The sequence below is a fragment of the Nonomuraea sp. NPDC050691 genome, from assembly GCF_040654455.1.
Classification (GTDB): Bacteria; Actinomycetota; Actinomycetes; order Streptosporangiales; family Streptosporangiaceae; genus Nonomuraea.
The window spans coordinates 1-19,258 of sequence record NZ_JBFAIA010000153.1; the positions used below are offsets into that span (position 1 = coordinate 1).

A 19,258-nucleotide genomic window follows, 5' to 3' on the forward strand; every position below is an offset into this window, starting at 1 on the left:
CCCGCGCGGCCGAGCTGGCCGCGAGGGCGGGGTGCTCGCCGTCGCCCTCACGCAGCGCGGCGAGGAAGCCGAGGACGTCGTCCTCGGCCACCTCGCCGAGCGTGGCGCGCCCGCGCGAGCGCAGGTGCTCGACGTAGCGGCTCAGGTCACGGCGGTAGGACGCCAGCGTGTTGGCAGCCAGACCCCGCTCCACCGCCAGATGGGCGAGGTAGCTGGAGAGCACCGCCTCCACGACTCGGTCCTCCCGTCACGCCTCAGGGGCGTCGGCGGGGCGCAAACCGGTGAAGCCCTCGACCGATGCCGCGTACGCGGCGAGGATACCGGCCACGGCCGGGGAATTGTGGATCATTCCCATGAGCGCGTGCTCGACGGCGTCGGCCAGCGGCACCCACTCGACCGCCATGCCGATCTCCTCGTGCTCCGGGACGAAGCCGTTCTCCTCCTCGGGGATCGGCGTCAGGCCGCGGGCGAGGAAGACGCGGATGCGCTCGTCGGTCATGCCGGGCGAGGTGAGCAGGTCGACCAGCGTGTGCCAGGTCGCGGCGCGGTGGCCGGCCTCCTCGGCCAGCTCCCGCGCGGCGGTCTCGGCGAGCGGCTCGCCCTCCACGTCGCGCAGGCCGGCGGGCAGCTCCCACAGCAGCCGGCGCGGCGGGTGGCGGTACTGGCGGATCATCAGCACGCGGTCGTCCTCGTCGAGGGCGACCACCGCGACGGCCCCGACGTGCCGGACGTAGTCGCGGTCGGCCACCGTGTCGCCGGGCATCCGGACAGTGTCGGTGACGACCTCGAACACCCGGCCCTTGAAGCGCTCGGCGGAGGAGACGACGCCCCACGCCTCGGGCGCGTCCTCCACCCTCACTTGGCGACCTTGGAGGTCACGCGGCTGTCGGCGTAGACGAGCGCGGCGCCGATCAGGCCCTTGAACATCGGGTTGGCGCGCGTCGGCCGGGAGCGGAACTCGGGGTGGGCCTGGGTGCCGATGAAGAACGGGTGGACGTCGGCGGGCAGCTCGGTGTACTCGACCAGGCGGCCGTCGGGCGACAGCCCGGAGAACACCAGCCCGACCTTCTCCAGCCGCTCGCGGTAGGCGTTGTTGACCTCGTAGCGGTGGCGGTGGCGCTCGTCGGCCTTGGCCTTGCCGCCGTAGAGCTGACGGGCCAGCGTGCCCTCGCCGAGCTTGGCGGTGTAGCTGCCGAGCCGCATGGTGCCGCCCATGTCGCGCTCGCCGGCGACGACGTCCTCCTGGTCGGCCATCGTGGAGATGACCGCGTGCTTGGTCTCGGGGTCGAACTCGGCGGAGTTGGCCTCGGCGATGCCCGCGAGGTGGCGCGCGGCCTCGATGACCATGCCCTGCATGCCGAGGCAGATGCCGAGCAGCGGAACCTTGTTCTCGCGGGCGTGACGGATGGCGCCGATCTTGCCCTCGATGCCGCGCACGCCGAACCCGCCGGGGATGAGCACGCCGTCGACGCCGTCGAGCTCGCGCGCGGCGCCGTCGGCGGTCTCGCAGTCGTCGCTCTTGACCCAGCGGATGTTGACGCGGGCGTCGTTGGAGAACCCGCCGGCGCGCAGCGCCTCGGTGACCGACAGGTACGCGTCGGGCAGGTCGATGTACTTGCCGACCAGCGCGATCGTGACCTCCTTGGCGGGGCGGTGGACGCGCCGCAGGAGCTGGTCCCACTCCTTCCAGTCGACATCGCGGAACGGCAGGCCGAGCCGGCGCACCACGTACGCGTCGAGGCCCTCGGCGTGGAGCACCTTGGGGATGTCGTAGATGGAGGCCGCGTCGACGGCGGAGACGACGGCGTCCTCGTCCACGTCGCACATGAGGCTGATCTTGCGCTTGATCGCCGCCTGCACGGGACGGTCGGAGCGCAGCACGATCGCGTCGGGCTGGATGCCGATGCTGCGCAGCGCGGCCACGCTGTGCTGGGTGGGCTTGGTCTTGAGCTCGCCGGAGGGGCCGATGTAGGGCAGCAGCGACACGTGCAGGAAGAACACGTTGTCGCGGCCGACCTCGTGGCGGATCTGGCGTACCGCCTCCAGGAACGGCAGCGACTCGATGTCGCCGACCGTGCCGCCCACCTCGGTGATGACCACGTCGACGTCCGGACCGGCCATGCCCCGGATGCGGTCCTTGATCTCGTTGGTGATGTGCGGGATGACCTGGACGGTGTCGCCGAGGTACTCGCCGCGCCGCTCCTTGGCGATGACGTTGGAGTAGACCTGGCCGGTGGTCACGTTGGCCGAGCCGTGCAGGTCGGTGTCGAGGAACCGCTCGTAGTGGCCGACGTCGAGATCGGTCTCGGCGCCGTCGTCGGTGACGAAGACCTCGCCGTGCTGGAACGGGTTCATGGTGCCGGGGTCGACGTTGAGGTAGGGGTCGAGCTTCTGCATGGTGACCCGGAGACCGCGCCCCTTGAGCAGGCGGCCGAGGCTGGATGCCGTGAGCCCCTTGCCGAGACTTGAGGCGACACCGCCGGTGACGAACAGATGCTTGGTTTGCGATGCGCTGCGCAAAGGGGCTCCCGTGGCTCGAGGCGTGGTCGAACTGTCCACGGGCTCTCAGGATATCAAACAACGTCCCCGACATGCCCGAACGGTATGACCTAGCGGTAACTTTGGGCGCTATGTCATGCGTACGGCGGGCTCTGGGCACGCTCATCCACCGTGCCTACACCGCGATCCGCGAAGCCGGGGCCATCACGCCGGCGAGTCCCGCGGGGCACTCGTTCCGCAGGCTCGGGGAGGGAACCAAGATCGCTTTCCCGCCAGGGGCGATCTTCGGTGAGCGGTGGATCGAGATCGGCGAGCACACGCTCGTCGGCGAGCGGGTGTCGCTGTCGTGCGGCATGATGCCGGGCGTGGAGCTGGGGCCGGGCTCGATCCTGCGGATCGGCGGCGGCTGCTCGATCGGCCGCGGCTCGCACATCGTGGCCCACCAGTCGATCGACATCGGCGACGACGTCTTCACCGGCCCGTACGTCTACATCACCGACCAGAACCACGTCTACGACGACCCCGGCGTGCCGATCGGGCGGCAGTGGCCGCGCAACAGTCCGGTCGCGATCGGCGCGGGCTCGTGGCTGGGGGCCGGGGCGATCATCCTGCCCGGCACGCGGCTCGGCCGGCACTGCGTGGTGGCCGGGGGCGCGGTGGTGCGGGGCGAGTTCCCGGACCACAGCGTGGTGGCGGGGGTGCCGGCGCGGCTGGTGCGCGCGTACGACCCGGAGCTGGGCTGGCACGCGCCGGGCGACCGCCCCGAGCCGGACGGCGCTGAGGCGGACGGCGCTGAGGCGGACGGCACGGGAGCGGATCTGGCGAGGATAGAAGGGGCGGAGGTGGACCTGGCGAAGGAGGACGGCACGGGAGCGGACCTCGCGAGGGCGGACGGCGCGGGAGCGGACCTCGCGAGGGCGGACGGCGCGGGCGTGGATCGTCCGGGGCTGGACCGAACATCGTTCTGACGGTTAGCGTCGGTCCATGCGCACCGCCATCTGCGAGCGTCTGGGCGTCGAGTTCCCGCTGTTCGCCTTCAGCCATTGCCGCGACGTCGTGGCCGCCGTGACCAACGCCGGCGGTTTCGGCGTGCTCGGCGCCATCGCGTACACGCCCGAGCAGCTCGACACCGAACTCACCTGGCTCGACGAGCGGGTGGGCGGCCGGCCGTACGGGGTGGACGTGCTGCTGCCCGGCAAGGTCGACGCGCAGGCGCTCGACCGTGAGGCGCGCCTGGCCGACGCCGTCCCCGAGCGGCACCGCGACTTCGTCGCGCACCTCATATCCAAGTACGGCGTGGGCGGGGCCGGGGCGGGCGGTCCCCTCGGCGGGCCCGCGATCGGGTCGGCGGACGAGCTCGGCCGGCGGGTCACCGCGGCGGGCGCGGCCGGGCTGATCGACGTGGCGCTGAAGCACCCCGTCGGCCTGGTCGCCAGCGCGCTCGGCCCGCCGCCACCCGAGCTGGTCGCCCGGGCCCGTGAGGCCGGAGTGCCGGTCGCGGCGCTGGTCGGCACCGTCGAGCACGCGCGCAGGCAGGTGGAGGCGGGCGCGGACGTCATCGTGGCGCAGGGCACCGAGGCCGGCGGGCACACGGGCGAGATCTCCACGATGGTGCTGGTGCCGCAGGTCGTGGACGCGGTCGGGCCGGTGCCGGTGCTGGCGGCCGGCGGGATCGCCTCCGGCCGGCAGATGGCCGCCGCCATGGCGCTGGGCGCCGAGGGCGTGTGGTGCGGCTCGGTCTGGCTGACCACCGAGGAGGCGGAGACCGCTCCGGCCGTCAAGCGCAAGATGCTGGCCGCCTCGTCGCTCGACACGGTCCGCTCGCGCTCGCGCACCGGCAAGCCGGCCCGCCAGCTCAGATCGGCGTGGACCGAGGAGTGGGACTCCGGCCAGGAGAGCCCGGGGCCGCTGGGCATGCCGCTCCAGCTCCTCGTCGCGGAGTCGGCGATGGCCCGCATCGGCGCGGCGGCCGAACGGGGCGAGCCCGGAGCGCTGGAGCTGGCCAACTATTTCGTCGGCCAGGTCGTGGGCCAGCTCGACCAGGTCCGGCCGGCGCGGGAGGTGGTGTACGCGATGGTGAGCGAGTTCGCCGACGCGGTGGAGCGGCTCGGGCGGCTGTCCGGCTGAGTCCACCTCGGTCCTGGGCCTGCCTCGCGCTCCCGCTCCCTTCCGGAACGCGGGGCGGGCGCGCGCAGGGCAGACTGGAGCCATGCTCGCTGCTCTGACGGGGCTCGGATTGTCCACGGCCGCCGGGCTCAACGCCTACATCCCGCTGCTCGTGGTGGGGGTGCTCGCCAACCTCACCGACGCGGTGAAGCTGCCCGACGGCTACTCCTGGCTGTCCAACTGGGGCGTGCTCGCCGTCATCGCGGTGCTCCTCGTCGCGGAGATGGTGCTCGACAAGGTGCCGGCCGTCGACTCGGTGAACGACATGATCCAGACCGTGGTGCGTCCCGCGTCCGGCGGTGTGGTCTTCAGCGCCACGAGCGCCGCGGCCGAGCTGGACCACTCCACGTGGATGGCCGAGAACCCGTGGGTCGGATGGGTGCTCGGCATCGTGCTGGCCCTGGCCGTGCACGCCCTGAAGGCGGCCGCCCGCCCGGTGATCAACGCGGGCACGGCCGGGGTGGGCGCCCCCGTGGTCAGCACGGTCGAGGACGCGGGGTCGCTCGGCATGAGCCTGGCCGCAGTGTTCGCGCCGGTCCTGGTGATCATCGGGGTGCTGCTGTTCGCGCTGTTCGCGTGGTGGGGCATCCGCAAGGCCCGGCGCGTACGGGCCCGCCGCAGGGCCGCCCGGGCGTCGTCCGCGGGGCTCACGTCACCGTCCGGACCGGTTTCGCCCTGAGGGGCCCCCGTCACCCCCTCGGGTGACGGAGGGTCCACCGCGAGGATGACGCCCCGCCCGTCCGCCCGGCCGTACGATCGCCGTGCGTAAGTGACGGGAAGACCCGTGTGGGCGCTCCGTGGCCCCCGCCTCAGCGCCCACACGATCCCCGTGCGGCTTCACCCGGTCACGGCTCCCCCGCCCGCGGCGGCGTCAGATGGTCGGCGAGGATCTCCCGCACCCAGCCGCTCACGACCTCCACGAACTCCGCGGGCCGCTCCTCGTGCAGCCGGTGGCTGGAGCCCTCCCAGCACACGACCTTCGACCCGGGATGCTTGAGCAGCCCCGCCTCCCAGACCGCCCGCGCCGGGTCGGCCCAGATCGACAGCACCGGGCAGCGGCGGCGGATCAGGTAGTCGTCGCTGGCGGGCCTGACGCCCATCGAGCCGGGCAGCGCGAACATCGCCTCGAACGCCTGCGCCAGCACGTGCGCGGGCATCCCGTACAGCCTGCGCCGGTGCCAGCGGCGGATGACGGCGGGTGTGGCGGCGTTCGTGCACCACTGGTCGAGCCGCACGGCAACCTCGGTCGCCCGCTCGCCGCGCAGCCCCTCGATCGTCCGGGAGAAGCCGCGCGCGATCTCCGGCCCGATGCCGTACCCGGGATCGACGGCTACGACGCCGGCGACCCGGTCCGGGTGCTCGACGGCGAGGATGGAGACGATCTGGCCGCCCATGGAGTGCCCGACGGCGAACACCTCGGGCACGCCCAGCGCGTCCAGCAGCGCGACGAGGTCCGCGGCCATGGCGTGCGGGGTGTTGCCCTCGGCGGGGACCGACGAGTAGCCGTGGCCGCGCAGGTCCACCGCGATCACCCGGTGCTCGGCGGCGAGCGCGTCGATGTGCCAGGACCACTGGTGGGAGTCGGCTCCCCAGCCGTGCACCAGCAGCAGAGGCGGCCCCTCACCGGCCCCGTCGTCGGTGTGGAACAGCCTGACCGCGCCCTGGTCCGTCTCGACCGTCGTGTACGGCACCGGCTCGCCTCCTCGCGTCCGCTCTCCCGCCGGCCACGCGTCACGCCCCTCGGGCCACCGGGCTACGAGGACTGAACCACAGCCCGAGCCGCCTGATCAAGAGCTTGCTTGGTATCCCGGGGCGCGCGCCCCGGCCCGGGCCTGCCCGTCCACCCCCGCCACGCGCGCGTCTCCGGCGCACTATCCTCGGAGGCATAACGGCGAACCCGGAGGTGGGGGCAATCGGCGAGGTCCTCTTCATCGTGCTGGCGATCCTGGCCTTCCTCCTGCTGCTGACCGGGGCCGGCGTGTACGTGCTGGTCAAGGTGGGGCGCAAGGCCGCGGTCAAGGCGAAGCAGGCCACCACCCGGCTGACCACCCACGTCAACGCCATGGGCCCCGGCGAGGCGGCCGAGGTCGAGCGGCTCCGGCTCGACCTGCGGCGCGAGGTCTCGCTGACCCGGCAGGCGGTGCAAGGGGCGCAGCAGCAGGGATGGGGGCTCGGCGACCTGCCGCAGCTCCTCGACGAGCTGTCACGGCAGGCCGACGTCCACGACACGCAGCTCGGCATGTACGCCCAGCAGCTGCGCGTGTCCGCGTACATCGACCACGCCACGCTCGGCAAGCTCCGCGAGCACCAGGCCAAGCTGACGGCGATGTGCGCGCGCATCCGCGCCGACCTGCTCGGCCACCAGGTCCAGCACGCCTCGGCCGGCATCGACGACCTGCACGCCCGCACGGACCTGGAGATCGAGGCGCGGCGGACGACCGCCGTCCCCGACCCGCTGGACGAGATCGACCATCTCTACCGCCGCACCATGGAGCAGCGCAAAGACCTCTCCTGACGACCGCCTGGGCTAGTTGTCCCACTCGCCGTAGACGGCCGCGACGATGCGTTCCATGCTCGCGCCCTCGTTGTACAGCGCCCGCGTGGCCTGCGCCTGGGCGGTCGTGGGCAGGCGGCCCGCCAGCAGCACCGGCAGCGCCAGCCGGCGCAGCAGCAGCTCCGCCTCCGAGACCGAGTCCGGCCGGCGCACCACCGACACGTTGACCCGCAGCGCGTGCTCGTTGCCCGGCGGCACGTCCGGCCGGTCCGTCTCCACCGCGGCGAAGCGGAAGCCGTGGGCCAGGTCGCAGGGGCCGCAGCCGACCGGGCCACGGCTCAGCCTGCCGCCGCACTCACCGCAGGTCAGCCGGTCGTAGGCGGCGTCCACGACCCGCCACTGGTGCCGGTCGGGCTCGTCGGTGACCAGCTCGGCGACCGCCCGCTCCTCCTCCGGCCCCGCCCCCGGGAACTCCCGCTCCATGTACGCCCGCCAGCCCTCCGCCACGACCTCGTCCACCAGCCGCGCGCAACGGGCGCAACCGGGCGCCCCGGCGGGCTCCCAATGGGCGCACTCCTCACATCTCCGCATGCGGGCACCGTACCGGGGCGCCCGCGCGGGGATCATCTGATTATCCGCTCCCCGCCGCCGCGGCTCGGTGATCGCGCGGGCCACGCCGGTGCGCACGAACGGACGCCCGGACCGACCCGCCGGACCCGCACGAACGAACGCCCGGACCGTCAGCTGATCCCGGCCTCCTTCATGTCGCGCAGCTCCCGCTTGAGCTCCTTGATCTCGTCGCGAAGCCGGGCCGCCACCTCGAACTGCAGGTCGGCGGCCGCCTGGTGCATCTGCTCCGTCAGTGACTCGATCAGCGACTCCATCTGCGCCCGCGGCATCTCCCCCGCGATGGCCTTGGCGTGCTGGCCGGCCTGCTTGGCGGCGAAGCCGGGCACCGGCGCCTTGCCGCGCGACTGCTGCCGCCCGCCGCCCATGAGCTGCTGGGTGTCGGCGTCCTCGCGCTGGAGCGAGTCGAGGATGTCGGCGATCTTCTTGCGCAGCGGCTGCGGGTCGATGCCGTTGGCCTCGTTGTAGGCGACCTGCTTGGCCCGGCGCCGGTTGGTCTCGTCGATGGCCCGCTCCATCGACGGTGTGATCTTGTCGGCGTACATGTGGACCTGGCCCGAGACGTTGCGGGCCGCGCGGCCGATCGTCTGGATGAGTGAGGTCTCCGAGCGCAGGAAGCCCTCCTTGTCGGCGTCGAGGATGGCCACCAGCGACACCTCGGGCAGGTCGAGGCCCTCGCGCAGGAGGTTGATGCCGACGAGCACGTCGAACTCGCCGGTGCGCAGCTCGCGCAGCAGCTCGATGCGGCGCAGCGTGTCGACCTCGCTGTGCAGGTAGCGCACCCGGATGCCGAGCTCCAGGAGGTAGTCGGTGAGGTCCTCGGCCATCTTCTTGGTCAGCGTGGTGACCAGGACGCGCTCGTCGCGCTCGGCCCGCTCGCGGATCTCGTGGACCAGGTCGTCGATCTGCCCCTTGGTGGGCTTGACGACCACCTCGGGGTCGACCAGGCCGGTGGGGCGGATGACCTGCTCGACGACGTCGCCCTTGACCCGGCCCAGCTCGTACGGACCGGGTGTGGCCGACAGGTAGACGGTCTGGCCGATGCGCTCCAGGAACTCCTCCCACTTCAGCGGCCGGTTGTCGAGCGCGGACGGCAGCCGGAAGCCGTGCTCGACCAGGGTGCGCTTGCGGGAGGCGTCGCCCTCGTACATGGCGCCGATCTGCGGCACCGTCTGGTGCGACTCGTCGAGGACGAGCAGGAAGTCCTCGGGGAAGTAGTCGATCAGCGTGTTGGGGGCGCTGCCGGGCTCGCGGCCGTCCATGTGCCGCGAGTAGTTCTCGATGCCGGAGCAGGTGCCGATCTGCCGCATCATCTCGATGTCGTACGTGGTGCGCATGCGCAGCCGCTGCGCCTCCAGCAGCTTGCCCTGGCGCTCCAGCTCGGCGAGCCGGTCGGCGAGCTCGGCCTCGATGCCGCGCACGGCCGCCGCCATCCGCTCCTCGCCCGCGACGTAGTGGGAGGCGGGGAAGATGTAGAGCTCCTCGTCCTCCGTGATGACCTCGCCGGTCAGCGGGTGCATGGTGGACAGCTTCTCGATCTCGTCGCCGAACATCTCGATGCGGACGGCGAGCTCCTCGTACTTCGGGATGATCTCGATCGTGTCGCCGCGCACCCGGAAGGTGCCCCGGGTGAAGGCGAGGTCGTTGCGGGTGTACTGCATGTCGACGAGGCGGCGCAGCAGCCGGTCGCGGTCGATGTCCATGCCGACGCGCAGCCGGGTCATGCGGTCGACGTACTCCTGCGGGGTGCCCAGGCCGTAGATGCAGGACACCGAGGCGACGACGATGGTGTCGCGGCGGGTGAGCAGCGAGTTGGTGGCCGAGTGGCGCAGCCGCTCGACCTCGTCGTTGATCGAGGAGTCCTTCTCGATGTAGGTGTCGCTCTGCGGGACGTACGCCTCGGGCTGGTAGTAGTCGTAGTACGACACGAAGTACTCGACGGCGTTGTTGGGCAGCATCTCGCGCAGCTCGTTGGCGAACTGGGCGGCCAGCGTCTTGTTGGGCTGCATGATGAGCGCGGGGCGCTGCAGCCGCTCGATCAGCCACGCGATGCTGGCGGTCTTGCCCGTGCCCGTGGCGCCCAGCAGGACGCTGTCCTTGGCCCCGGCCGTGACGCGGCGCTCCAGCTCGGCGATGGCCGTCGGCTGGTCGCCGGAAGGAGTCATCTCGGTGACGACCTCGAAGGGCGCCACCTTCCGCTGCAAATCAGTGACCGGTCGCATGCTGCCACTGTAGGTCTCGCCACCGACAGAACCGCCCACCGGTGGCCCCCTCAGGCGGAGCGCTCGCCGATCCGCGGGAACGGGGTCGTGGAGAAGACGATCTCGACCGGCACGTCGAAGTACTCGGCGATGCGCAACGCCAGGTGGAGGCTGGGACTGTACTCGCCGCGCTCCAGGTAGCCGACCGTCTGGTAGTGGACTCCCAGGGCGTCGGAGAGCTGGCGCCGGGTGACGCCGCGCTCGGCGCGCAGCAGCGCGATGCGGTTGTAGACGGTCTCGCTCATCGGGCCCCATCTTGTCAGGTGACGCGCTGGAGGACCCTGTCGCGGCGCGCCTGCACGGCCGAGCCGGCCTCGCGCCTGGCCGTCCGCCGCAGGACGGGTGGCGCGAGCAGCAGGCCGCCGATCGACCAGGCCGGCAGCCCTCCAGGATCTCGATCGTCGTGCTCTTGCCGGCGCCGTTGGGACCGAGCAGCGCCACCACCTCGCCGCGCGCCACGGTGAAGGCGACCCGGCGTAACACCTCCACCGGGCCGTAGGCGATGCGCAGGCCCTCGGCCTCGATCGCCGCGGCCCCATCGGGCGGGTGAACGCGGTTGTCGAGCTCGCTCATCGTGCCCATCGACCCTCCCTATAGTAGTTGTACTACTTTCATCGCACTCCTGCTATCGAGCGCAATAGACCTGTGACGCTGCACTGCAAGCGAATAGCAAGTCCCACCCGATACGGTCGAAACCGCCTGTAGCGGAAAAGGAAGGTGCTATGTCACGACCCAGAGAGGCGCTCATCCAAGCGGGCCAGGGCGTCGCCCAGGCCGTCATGCAAGGGGGCGACTTCCGGCAGGCCGCCGGTCAGGTGGCGGGCCAGCTGATGAGCCAGGCGGGTCAGGCCGGCCAGCACGGGTTCGCCCTCGACCCCCGCGACTTCGCCGCCGCCCGTGACGGCGGCGGGTCGGTGGGCACGCTCATCGAGGCGAGATCCGCGTCGCTGAACGAGGCCGGCGAGATCGTCAACCGCAGCTTCGCCGAGAACGGCATGCACGTCATATCGCCCGTGGTGATCCCCAAGGGCAGCACCGCCAAGGTCGTCGTGCCGCTGGGCATCCTCGTGGCGCTCGGCCTGATCGGCGCCCTGGGCAACGTCATCCCCCGCACCGAGCTGATCTTCGGTCCCCACTACTGGGTCGTGCTCGTGCTGGCCGCGGCGTTCCTGTGGTGGCGGCGCAGCGTCGTCATGGTGCCCGAGGGCTGCAAGGCGCTGATCACCAAGTTCGGCAAGCTCGTGCAGATCGCCGACCCGGGACGCGTCACCCTGCTCAACCCCTGGAAGCGGGTCAGCTACATCGTCAACACCACCCGCGAGTACCCCTTCAACGCCCCCATCCGCGAGGCGCCCACCCAGCAGGGCGTCAAGGCCAGCGTGGACCTGTTCCTCCAGTTCAGGATCGAGAACCCGGCGGAGTTCATCTTCGTGCTCGGCTCGGTCAGCGGCTTCCAGTCCAAGCTGCAGAACGCCATCAGCGAGGTCACCCGCTCCCTCATCTACGCCCAGCGCGCCGAGGAGATCTACGACCTGGTGGGCGAGAGCACGCTCGGCATGCTGGAGAGCCTCAACCAGCAGTTCCTGCCGGCCGTCCGGCTCACCGACGTCAACATCACCCACGCCGAGCCGTCCAGCCAGGAGTACCGGATGGACCTCGCGGCGCCCGAGATGGTGCGCGTAGCCAAGGAGGCCTACACCTACGAGTACGAGCTCCAGCTGCGCAAGGAGCAGAACGAGGGCGACCTGATCAAGGAGCTGGCCGGGCTCCAGGAGACGCTCAGCGCCATCCAGGCGGAGATCGCCGGCTACCAGGCCCGCATGGACACCGCCCTCGAACGCGCCTCCCACCAGGCCAAGGCGCAGGCCAGGCAGCGGCTGGTCGAGGCGGAGTCCACGGCCAACGCCAACTCGGCGCTGCTGGAGGCGCAGGCCCTCGACATCCGGGCGCTGAGCGCGGCCGAGGCCCCGGAGATCCTCGACTACCGCTTCCAGCAGGACCTGCTGGACAAGCTGGAGTCGGTCTCGTCGCGGCTGCCCCAGGTCGTGCAGGTCGGCGAGCAGACCGACATCGACTTCCTGGAGCTCGCCCAGCAGCTCGTCGGCGGCCGGGGGGCGGCGCTGTTCTCGGCCGAGGACATGGCGGCGATCCGGGGCAGGCTGACGGAGATCGGGGAGCGCGTGCGCGCCCGCGAGGCGGAGATCGCCACCCTGCTCGGCCGGTCCGCGGTGGCGGTCGAGCCCGGCGGGCCGGCCGACGCGGTGACCGGACTGGACGCGATGACGGAGGGTGAGGCCCGATGAGCGGCCGCGAGTTCTCGAAGATCAAGGAGTCGCTGGCGTCCTGGTCGGACATCCGCCAGCTCCTGCGCGGCGGCGAGCAGGGGCAGCTCGTGCCCGTCGTGATCCCCAAGGACCGGCGCGGGTTCGCCTGGATGACGCTGGTGTTCCTGGCGGTGTACTTCGCCGGGATGGCGGTGGTGACCGACCTGAAGGCCCTGCCGGCGCTGGCCGCGGTGCTGCTGATCCTGATCGCCGCCGTGCTCATGTGGCGCAAGGCGATCATCGAGATCGAGGAGGGCACGACGGGCGTGCGCAGCCGCTGGGGCGCGATCACCGGCACGCTGCCGCCCGGACGGCACTACCTGTGGCTGCCGTGGGACCGGGTGGACGCGGTGGTCGACACCTCCACTGAGATCCCGTACTCGGCGCCCATCGTGGCCTGCCCGACCGCCGAGAACGTGCCGCTGAAGTCGATCGAGTTCTTCCTGAAGTTCCGCATCGTCGACCCGGTCGCGTTCGTGCGCACCATCGGCGCGGGCAACTTCGACCTGGTGCTGGCCAGCGCCGTGCAGGACGCCATCCGCCAGCGCAGCCGCCGCGTCCACACCGAGCACGCCTACGACCTGCGCGGCTCCGACGTGGGCGACATGCAGGACGCGCTCAACCGCCAGCTCGGCCGCTACGGCGTGCGCGTCACCGGCTCGAACATCCCCGACGTGCAGCTCCCCGACCAGTACCAGCAGCATCTGGCCACCCGCGAGAAGGTGGCCAAGGAGCTGTCGGCCTACGAGCGCGAGTGGGAGCTGACCCGCAAGCGCCGCATCGACACGCTGCTCATGGAGATCGAGCGTTCCAAGAAGACCCGCGACGCCCGCGTGGTCGAGGTCAAGGCCGCCCACAACACGGCGCGCAAGGACGTGGCGCGCATGCTGGAGGAGCAGGAGACCGAGGCGCAGCGGGTGCGCTGGGAGATCGAGGCGCGCGGCCGGGCCGAGCTGACCGCCGCCGAGAACGAGGCCAAGGCGCTGCGCCGGCTCGCCGAGTCCTACCGCGACAACCGGGCCGTGCTCCAGTACGAGCTGGCCCGCCGCCGCCTCGACGTGGGCGCCAAGCTCGCCGAGAGCGCCCCGCAGCCGCTGGTGGTCCGCACGCAGCAGGGCTCGGGCGACTCCTCGGCCCTGTCCACGATGCTGCTGGCCCAGTTCCTCCCCCGGCTGTCGGGCCAGGCGTCCCCCAACGGCTCCGCGCCGCCCGCCCAGCGCTGACCCGATCAGATATCGAACCGCATAGGAGAGAACCCCATGGTGTTCCGCAAGCTGATGGCCGCGTTCGGCGCGGGCGTCGAGGTCGACACGGTGCTGTCCGGCACCACCGTCCGCCCGGGTGACCCGCTGCGCGGCGTCGTGAACTTCCGGGGCGGCGGCTCCGACTACAAGGTCGAGGGCATCCACCTGGACCTGACCGCCGTGGTCGAGGTGGAGAGCGGCGACAACGAGTACAAGACCACCTACAGCTTCCTGCGCCAGCAGGTCGCGGGAGGCTTCCAGCTCGCCGCGGGGGCGCAGCACAGCCAGCCGTTCGAGATCCAGGTCCCGTGGGAGACGCCGATCAGCTCCGTCGGCGGGCACCCGCTGCACGGCATGCGGCTCGGCGTGCAGACCGAGCTGGCGCTGGCCGGCGCGCTGGACAAGGGCGACCTCGACCCGCTGTTCGTGGACCCGCTGCCGGCGCAGGAGCACCTGCTGGGCGCCCTCGACCGGATGGGCTTCCACTTCAAGAAGGCCGACCTGGAGCGGGGCACGCTGTACGGCTCGACGATGCCGTTCTTCCAGGAGATCGAGTACCACGCCGGCGGGCAGTGGCGGCGCTACTTCAACGAGCTGGAGCTGACCTTCATCGCGGGGCCGCGGCAGATGGACGTCATCCTGGAGGCCGACAAGCGGGGCGGGTTCCTCACCTCCAGCCACGACGCCTACAACCGCTTCACGGTCCGCTACGACGCCGGCGCCGGAGCGGCCGACACGGCCCTGCAGCACGGCCTGGAGCAGATGGCACGGCACCGCGGCTGGTTCTGACGCCCCCTCCGGAGGGAGGGGGGCAACGGCCTCCTCCCTCCGGCGTGCGGCGAGGGTGTCTCCCGCGCGGTGGCAAGCTCTTGGGGCGATCGTTACCATGGCGCTCGGGGACTGAACGATCGTCGGATGCGGGGCCAGCGATGTCACGGTTCAGGTCGGTGTGGAGCCGGGTCGCGCCATGGGCGGCCCAGAACGCCGACGGCGCGATCGCGTTGATCCTCGCCGTCGTCGTCGGCGTGCTCGGCATCCTGCCCGACGACATGTTCGGCGCCCCCCCCAAGGGCGACAAGGTGCAGCAGCAGCTCGTCAGCGCCGCCACCCTGGTGATCCTCGCGCTCGTGGCCACCGCGCTGCTGCGCGACCGCGCCCGGCAGGCGCCCGTCGAGGAGACGATCACCTCCGGAGCGCTCGCCGACCTGCCCGTGCGGCTTGCCCGCCTGGACGAGATCGACGGCCTGGTCGCCGGCACCCGCAAGGCGCTGGACGCGCTCCAGCTCGTCCGGGTGCTGGGCAGCCGCCAGGAGATCGCGCAGGCCCACGCCGAGGCGCGCAAGGACACCACCCGGTGGAGCTTCAGGGGCGGCACCGGCACCTACCTGCGGGCCGTCACCCTGCCCGAGTGCGTCGCCGCGGCCCGCCGGGTCAAGCGGCACCTCACGGTGCGGATCGAGATCGTCGACCCGACGAACGCCGAGGTGTGCGAGACGTACGCCCACTACCGGCGGTCGCTGTCCGACGCGCCCGACGGCACGGGCGAGACGTGGACGACCGACCGGGTCAGGAAGGAGTCGTACGCGACGATCCTGGCCGCGTTCTGGCACCGTCAGCGCTACGGCCTGCTCGACATCGGGGTGGGGCTGTCGGCCACGATGACGACGTTCCGCTGGGACCTGTCGGCGACCCGCCTCATCATGACGGTCGAGGACCCCAACCGGGCGATGACCGCCCTGGCCGGCACCTTCTTCTACGAGAACTGCGACACCGAGCTGCGGCTCAGCTTCGAGCAGGCGCGCCGGGTGCCGCTGGAGAAGTACAAGAAGGTGCCGCTCAGCGACGAGCCGACGGTCGAGGAGGTCCAGGACCTGTTCGAGCAGATCGGGGTGCCGCTGCCCCGCTCGTACAACGAGCACGACGTGGTGGACATCGCCCGCAAGGCGCTGCGCGCCCTCAACCCGTACGCGGGGTGAGCGCGGCGTGAGCCACGACGACGTCTACAAGGCGCTGGTCGGGGGCCGGGCCAGGGAGTGGACGTTGCGGGCGCTGTCCGGCGAGGTGCGAGCGGTGCGCCACCCGCTCGGCTTCGTCTGCCTGCCTCTGGAGCGCGAGGGCGGCGACGGCGTGTGCGTCCACCTGTGGTCCGGGGCGCTGGCCCACGCCGAGAGCACCACCTCGCAGATCCACTGCCACAGCTGGGACCTGTTCAGCCACGTCCTGTACGGGCAGATCCGCAACGTCCACGTGAACGTGACCGACGCCGGCCCGGACGCCACGCACCGGGTGTTCGAGGTGGTCAGCGACGCCCGCGGCGACCGCATCAGCCCCACCGGCCGCACCGTGCGCCACGCCACGGGCCTGGTCGAGGCGTTCGGCCCCGGCGACAGCTACACGCTGCGCGCCGGTCTCTTCCACAGCAGCGTGGTGCCCGAGGGCGGGGAGGCGGCCACGGTCGCCCTGGGCCGGGGCCGGCCGGGCAGCCGCGACCTGTCGCTCGGCCCGCTCGCCGGCCGCGGCCACCACGTCGCCAGACAACCGCTCGACCCCGAGGAGACGGCCCGCGCCGTCAGCCTGATAGCCGCCCACCTGACCTGAGGGGTGCCGATGGACCTACAGCACGCTCGCGCGGTCGCCGTCGAGGCCGCCGAGGCCGCGGGACGGCTCATCCGGACGGGCGCGGGCGGCGCGCTGGGGGTCCGCGCCAAGGGCCGCTCCGGTGACGTGGTGACCGACCTCGACCTCGCCTCCGAGAAGCTGCTGCTGGAGCGCCTCATGACCGCGTTCCCGTCGCACACGGTGATCTCCGAGGAGTCGGGGCTGCTGGGGGCGCGCGACGGGGAGTGGACGTGGCTCGTCGACCCGCTCGACGGCACCAACAACGTGGCGATCGGCCTGCCGGCCTACGTGGTCGGGCTGGCCCTGTGCCGGGAGGCGCGGCCGGTGGTGGGCGTGGTCCACGACCCGGTGGCGGAGCAGACGTGGTCGGCGGTCCGGGGTGACGGCGCGCTCGCCTCCTCGGGGGCGCGGCTGGCCCCGCCGTACCAGCCGTCGCCGCACGGGCCGCTGCTGGCCTGGACGCAGGGCTACACCGTCTCGCGCGGCGACGCCGCGGCGCGGGAGCTGAAGGCGCGGCTGGAGGGGCACGCCCGCCGGCTGCTGCAGCTCTGGGCGCCGCTGCTGCAGTGGGCGATGCTGGCCAGGGGCGACATCGACGGCTTCGTCGGCTACCGGGCCGAGGCGGTGGACCTGCCGGCCGGCGCGCTCATCGCGCGGGAGGCGGGCATCGAGATCAGGGCCCTGGACGGCGGACCGTTCGAGGAGGGCTTCGACGGCGCGCCGGAGGATCGCAGCTTCGTCGCCGCCCATCCGCGCGCCCTGCCCGCCCTCCTCGACCTGGTCCGCTGAGCTCCCGGGCTCGTCCTACCTGACCTTGTACTCGCACAGGCCCTTGGCGGAGACGACCCTCTTGCCGTCGACGCTGATGCTGCAGGAGCCCTCGGCGATCTGACCGCCGGAGGTCTGCACGCCGCCGGCCACCACGGACACCAGCCTGCCGACCTTCTGCTCGGCCGGGGTCAGCTCCAGCTTCACGGTCTTCGACCAGGGCAGCGTCATGCCGCCGGTCTCGCTGCCGTCGGACTCGGCGACGTACATGATCGGCTGGACGGCCCTGCCCCTGCCCAGGACCTCCAGCTTGACGGTCCGGACGGCCTTCTCCCCCTCGGCCCGCGTGACCGGCCCGCCGCCGGAGGAGGACGCGGGCGGGGGCGTCGTCTCCCGGGCGCCGCTGGCGGAGGTCGCATCGCCGCAGCCGGACAGTCCGGCGACCGCGAGCATTCCAGCAAGGACCAGACCGAAACACCTGGTTTGCGTCATCCCGCAATTGTCGCGGATCTTGACCGGTGGTCAGGACGTGACGACGAGCGCCCAGACCGTGGCGAGCAGGCCGACCACGGCGAGGCCGGCGCCGGTCGCCAGGAAGCGGCGCATCGGCACGGGCACGTCGTGGCGGCGGCACGACTCGAACCACAGCAGCGTGGCCAGCGAGGCCCACGGCGTGATGACGGGGGCCACGTTGGTGCCGATGAGCAGGGCGAGGAGCTGCCCCCGGTCACCGGAGGGGATGACCTGCTCGACGGCCTTGTAGGCGGGCAGGTTGTTGATCGTGTTGGCCAGCCCGCCGCCGACGGCGGCCGTGCGGTACGGGTCGTGGCCGTCGCCCAGCAGCCGGCTCATGAGGTCGGCCAGGCCGTACCGGCTGAGGGTGGGCACCACGAGGAACAGGCCGGTCACGAAGATGAGCAGCTGCCAGGGGATCAGGCTCCAGGTGAGCCGCTTGCGGTCGCGCACGGCGTAGGCGGCCACGACGATCAGCGCCGCGGCGGGGGCGGCGACGCCCACCTCGACCTTGAGCAGGAGCGCGACGATGAACAGCACGCAGGCCACCGAGGCGGCGGCGAACAGCACCCGGTCGCCGACGGGCTCCAGGATCGGCGGCGTGTAGCGCAGGTCGCGACGCTGCCCGCGGCGCCAGTAGAACACCCACAGGAACACCATGGTCACGGCGATGGAGGCGATCTGCGGCGCCCACATGCGGGCGGCGAACTCCTGGGCGTTCAGGCCGATCTTCTGCATGCCGAGGAGGTTGGTGAGGTTGGAGACCGGCAGCAGCAGGCTCGCGGTGTTGGCCAGCCAGATGGTGGTCATGGCCAGGGGCAGCGGGGCGATGCGCGCCTTGGGGGCCAGGGCCAGCATGACCGGGGTGAGCAACACCGCAGTCGTATCGAGATTCAAAAATATCGTGATAAAAGACGCGAAAGCCGTGCAGAGCACGAAAAGGGCGGCATAGTTACCGCGGCCGAGCACCGCCATCCGCGCCGCGATGACGTCGAAGACCTGGGCCTCCTTGGTGAGCTCGGCCAGCACGATGATCCCCACCAGGAACACCAGCAGAGGCCCGATGTCGTCCATGCTCTCGGCCGCCTCGCGCAGCGGCAGCAGCCCGGTCGCCACGAACAGCACGCCGAGCACCAGCAGGCCGATCCTGATCCAGTCGAGCACGCCGAGACGCCGCCACACCCGACGATGATCGCACATCGCCTCCAAAACGCCGACGCCGCGGGGGATACTGAGCAGATGTCACGCGACGGCAGGCCGACCGAGATCTTCGTCAGCTACTCCCCCGCCGACACGGCCTGGGCGACCTGGATCGCGTGGGAGCTCGAAGCCGCCGGGTACAAGACCATGATCCAGGCGTGGGACTTCGTCCCCGGCACGAACTTCATCGACTTCATGGACCGCGGCGTCAGCGAGGCGCACCTCGTCGTCGCCGTGCTGTCGCGCAACTACCTCACCTCCCGCTACGGGCGCCTGGAGTGGCAGGCCGCGCTGCGCGCCGACCCCGACGACCCGTCGCGCAAGCTGGTGACGATCCGGCTGGAGGACGTCCATCTGGAGGGTCTGCTGTCCACCATCACCTGGGTCGACCTCCTCGGCGTGACCGACCCCGACCAGGCGAGGGCGCGGCTGCTCGGCCGCGTCGGCGCGCCTGCGAACGCGGACCCGCCCTCGTCGCCGAGCTGGAGCGGCTCGGGTACCGGAACGTGCGCCTGTACGCCGGCGGGATCGAGGACTGGGCCG

General features: G+C 71.8%; 20 protein-coding genes and 1 pseudogene. 11 read left to right on the top strand and 10 right to left on the bottom strand.

Annotation, left to right across the window (positions count from 1 at the left end; genetic code table 11):
- The 3 genes from AB0H81_RS34850 to AB0H81_RS34860 all read right to left on the bottom strand — a co-directional run.
- Positions 1-232 (bottom strand): site-specific integrase (locus tag AB0H81_RS34850; RefSeq protein ID WP_358383431.1); only part of this gene is annotated, 232 nt, incomplete at its 3' end.
- 15 nt (positions 233-247) lie between these two features.
- A complete protein-coding gene (locus tag AB0H81_RS34855; RefSeq protein ID WP_358383434.1) occupies positions 248-859 on the bottom strand; it encodes an NUDIX hydrolase in 612 nt (203 codons plus the stop codon).
- Complete coding sequence (locus AB0H81_RS34860) at positions 856-2,520, bottom strand: CTP synthase (RefSeq protein ID WP_358383436.1); 1,665 nt, start codon at positions 2,518-2,520, stop codon at positions 856-858. Before AB0H81_RS34860 ends, AB0H81_RS34855 begins: the two co-directional genes overlap by 4 nt.
- 110 nt (positions 2,521-2,630) lie before the next feature.
- Between AB0H81_RS34860 and AB0H81_RS34865 the strand changes: the two genes are divergently transcribed.
- From AB0H81_RS34865 to AB0H81_RS34875, 3 genes are all read left to right on the top strand, one after another.
- Positions 2,631-3,467, top strand: coding sequence for an acyltransferase (locus tag AB0H81_RS34865; protein WP_358383439.1), 837 nt, complete (start codon positions 2,631-2,633; stop codon positions 3,465-3,467).
- 16 nt (positions 3,468-3,483) lie between these two features.
- Entirely contained in the window at positions 3,484-4,626 is a 1,143-nt protein-coding gene (locus AB0H81_RS34870) for a nitronate monooxygenase family protein (protein ID WP_358383442.1), read from the top strand.
- Positions 4,627-4,708: 82 nt separating this feature from the next.
- Complete coding sequence (locus AB0H81_RS34875) at positions 4,709-5,344, top strand: DUF4126 domain-containing protein (RefSeq protein WP_358383445.1); 636 nt, start codon at positions 4,709-4,711, stop codon at positions 5,342-5,344.
- A gap of 166 nt (positions 5,345-5,510) precedes the next feature.
- Here the strand turns inward: AB0H81_RS34875 and AB0H81_RS34880 are convergent, their stop codons facing one another.
- Entirely contained in the window at positions 5,511-6,356 is an 846-nt protein-coding gene (locus AB0H81_RS34880) for an alpha/beta fold hydrolase (RefSeq protein ID WP_358383448.1), read from the bottom strand.
- Between the two features lie 212 nt (positions 6,357-6,568).
- Here AB0H81_RS34880 and AB0H81_RS34885 point away from each other — a divergent pair, with 212 nt between their 5' ends.
- On the top strand, positions 6,569-7,180 hold the full coding sequence (locus tag AB0H81_RS34885; protein WP_358383452.1) for a hypothetical protein: 612 nt from the start codon (positions 6,569-6,571) through the stop codon (positions 7,178-7,180).
- 12 nt (positions 7,181-7,192) lie between these two features.
- Here the strand turns inward: AB0H81_RS34885 and AB0H81_RS34890 are convergent, their stop codons facing one another.
- The 4 genes and pseudogenes from AB0H81_RS34890 to AB0H81_RS34905 form a co-directional block, all read right to left on the bottom strand.
- Positions 7,193-7,750 carry a hypothetical protein gene (locus AB0H81_RS34890; RefSeq protein ID WP_358383454.1) on the bottom strand — a complete coding sequence of 186 codons (558 nt, stop codon included), beginning with the start codon at positions 7,748-7,750 and terminating at the stop codon, positions 7,193-7,195.
- Between the two features lie 149 nt (positions 7,751-7,899).
- The gene (uvrB, locus tag AB0H81_RS34895; protein WP_358383483.1) at positions 7,900-10,008 is read right to left on the bottom strand and encodes an excinuclease ABC subunit UvrB; all 2,109 of its coding nucleotides are present in this window, start codon (positions 10,006-10,008) and stop codon (positions 7,900-7,902) included.
- A gap of 50 nt (positions 10,009-10,058) precedes the next feature.
- Positions 10,059-10,292 carry a helix-turn-helix transcriptional regulator gene (locus AB0H81_RS34900; protein WP_358383486.1) on the bottom strand — a complete coding sequence of 78 codons (234 nt, stop codon included), beginning with the start codon at positions 10,290-10,292 and terminating at the stop codon, positions 10,059-10,061.
- 115 nt (positions 10,293-10,407) lie between these two features.
- Positions 10,408-10,620 (bottom strand): annotated as a pseudogene (locus AB0H81_RS34905) (ATP-binding cassette domain-containing protein); the annotation flags it as partial.
- A 149-nt stretch (positions 10,621-10,769) separates the two neighbouring features.
- Between AB0H81_RS34905 and AB0H81_RS34910 the strand changes: the two are divergent.
- The 6 genes from AB0H81_RS34910 (at position 10,770) to AB0H81_RS34935 (ending at position 17,023) form a co-directional block, all read left to right on the top strand.
- Positions 10,770-12,350: an SPFH domain-containing protein gene (locus tag AB0H81_RS34910; protein WP_358383457.1), complete on the top strand. Its 1,581-nt coding sequence runs from the start codon at positions 10,770-10,772 to the stop codon at positions 12,348-12,350.
- Positions 12,347-13,594, top strand: a complete 1,248-nt coding sequence (locus tag AB0H81_RS34915; RefSeq protein ID WP_358383460.1) for an SPFH domain-containing protein — start codon at positions 12,347-12,349, stop codon at positions 13,592-13,594. Before AB0H81_RS34910 ends, AB0H81_RS34915 begins: the two co-directional genes overlap by 4 nt.
- A gap of 36 nt (positions 13,595-13,630) precedes the next feature.
- Complete coding sequence (locus AB0H81_RS34920; RefSeq protein ID WP_358383462.1) at positions 13,631-14,404, top strand: sporulation protein; 774 nt, start codon at positions 13,631-13,633, stop codon at positions 14,402-14,404.
- Positions 14,405-14,544: 140 nt separating this feature from the next.
- Positions 14,545-15,591 carry a hypothetical protein gene (locus AB0H81_RS34925; RefSeq protein WP_358383465.1) on the top strand — a complete coding sequence of 349 codons (1,047 nt, stop codon included), beginning with the start codon at positions 14,545-14,547 and terminating at the stop codon, positions 15,589-15,591.
- Positions 15,592-15,598: 7 nt separating this feature from the next.
- Positions 15,599-16,213: a hypothetical protein gene (locus AB0H81_RS34930; protein WP_358383468.1), complete on the top strand. Its 615-nt coding sequence runs from the start codon at positions 15,599-15,601 to the stop codon at positions 16,211-16,213.
- Between the two features lie 9 nt (positions 16,214-16,222).
- Entirely contained in the window at positions 16,223-17,023 is an 801-nt protein-coding gene (locus tag AB0H81_RS34935) for an inositol monophosphatase (protein ID WP_358383471.1), read from the top strand.
- A gap of 15 nt (positions 17,024-17,038) precedes the next feature.
- Here AB0H81_RS34935 and AB0H81_RS34940 read toward each other — a convergent pair whose 3' ends face one another.
- Both AB0H81_RS34940 and AB0H81_RS34945 read right to left on the bottom strand, forming a co-directional pair.
- Entirely contained in the window at positions 17,039-17,494 is a 456-nt protein-coding gene (locus AB0H81_RS34940) for a hypothetical protein (RefSeq protein ID WP_358383474.1), read from the bottom strand.
- A 30-nt stretch (positions 17,495-17,524) separates the two neighbouring features.
- Positions 17,525-18,697 (bottom strand): SLC13 family permease, encoded by a 1,173-nt coding sequence (locus AB0H81_RS34945; RefSeq protein ID WP_358383477.1) that lies wholly within the window; start codon positions 18,695-18,697, stop codon positions 17,525-17,527.
- A gap of 57 nt (positions 18,698-18,754) precedes the next feature.
- Between AB0H81_RS34945 and AB0H81_RS34950 the strand changes: the two genes are divergently transcribed.
- The coding region (locus AB0H81_RS34950) for a toll/interleukin-1 receptor domain-containing protein (protein WP_358383480.1) at positions 18,755-19,258 on the top strand (504 nt) is incomplete at its 3' end.

Coding starts and splice junctions, on each gene's coding strand:
- AB0H81_RS34865 (WP_358383439.1), top strand. CDS start 2,631: ATGTCATGCGTACGGCGGGCTCTGGGCACGCTCATCCACCGTGCCTAC.
- AB0H81_RS34870 (WP_358383442.1), top strand. CDS start 3,484: ATGCGCACCGCCATCTGCGAGCGTCTGGGCGTCGAGTTCCCGCTGTTC.
- AB0H81_RS34875 (WP_358383445.1), top strand. CDS start 4,709: ATGCTCGCTGCTCTGACGGGGCTCGGATTGTCCACGGCCGCCGGGCTC.
- AB0H81_RS34890 (WP_358383454.1), bottom strand. CDS start 7,750: ATGCGGAGATGTGAGGAGTGCGCCCATTGGGAGCCCGCCGGGGCGCCC.
- uvrB (WP_358383483.1), bottom strand. CDS start 10,008: ATGCGACCGGTCACTGATTTGCAGCGGAAGGTGGCGCCCTTCGAGGTC.
- AB0H81_RS34900 (WP_358383486.1), bottom strand. CDS start 10,292: ATGAGCGAGACCGTCTACAACCGCATCGCGCTGCTGCGCGCCGAGCGC.
- AB0H81_RS34910 (WP_358383457.1), top strand. CDS start 10,770: ATGTCACGACCCAGAGAGGCGCTCATCCAAGCGGGCCAGGGCGTCGCC.
- AB0H81_RS34915 (WP_358383460.1), top strand. CDS start 12,347: ATGAGCGGCCGCGAGTTCTCGAAGATCAAGGAGTCGCTGGCGTCCTGG.
- AB0H81_RS34920 (WP_358383462.1), top strand. CDS start 13,631: ATGGTGTTCCGCAAGCTGATGGCCGCGTTCGGCGCGGGCGTCGAGGTC.
- AB0H81_RS34925 (WP_358383465.1), top strand. CDS start 14,545: ATGTCACGGTTCAGGTCGGTGTGGAGCCGGGTCGCGCCATGGGCGGCC.
- AB0H81_RS34935 (WP_358383471.1), top strand. CDS start 16,223: ATGGACCTACAGCACGCTCGCGCGGTCGCCGTCGAGGCCGCCGAGGCC.
- AB0H81_RS34940 (WP_358383474.1), bottom strand. CDS start 17,494: ATGACGCAAACCAGGTGTTTCGGTCTGGTCCTTGCTGGAATGCTCGCG.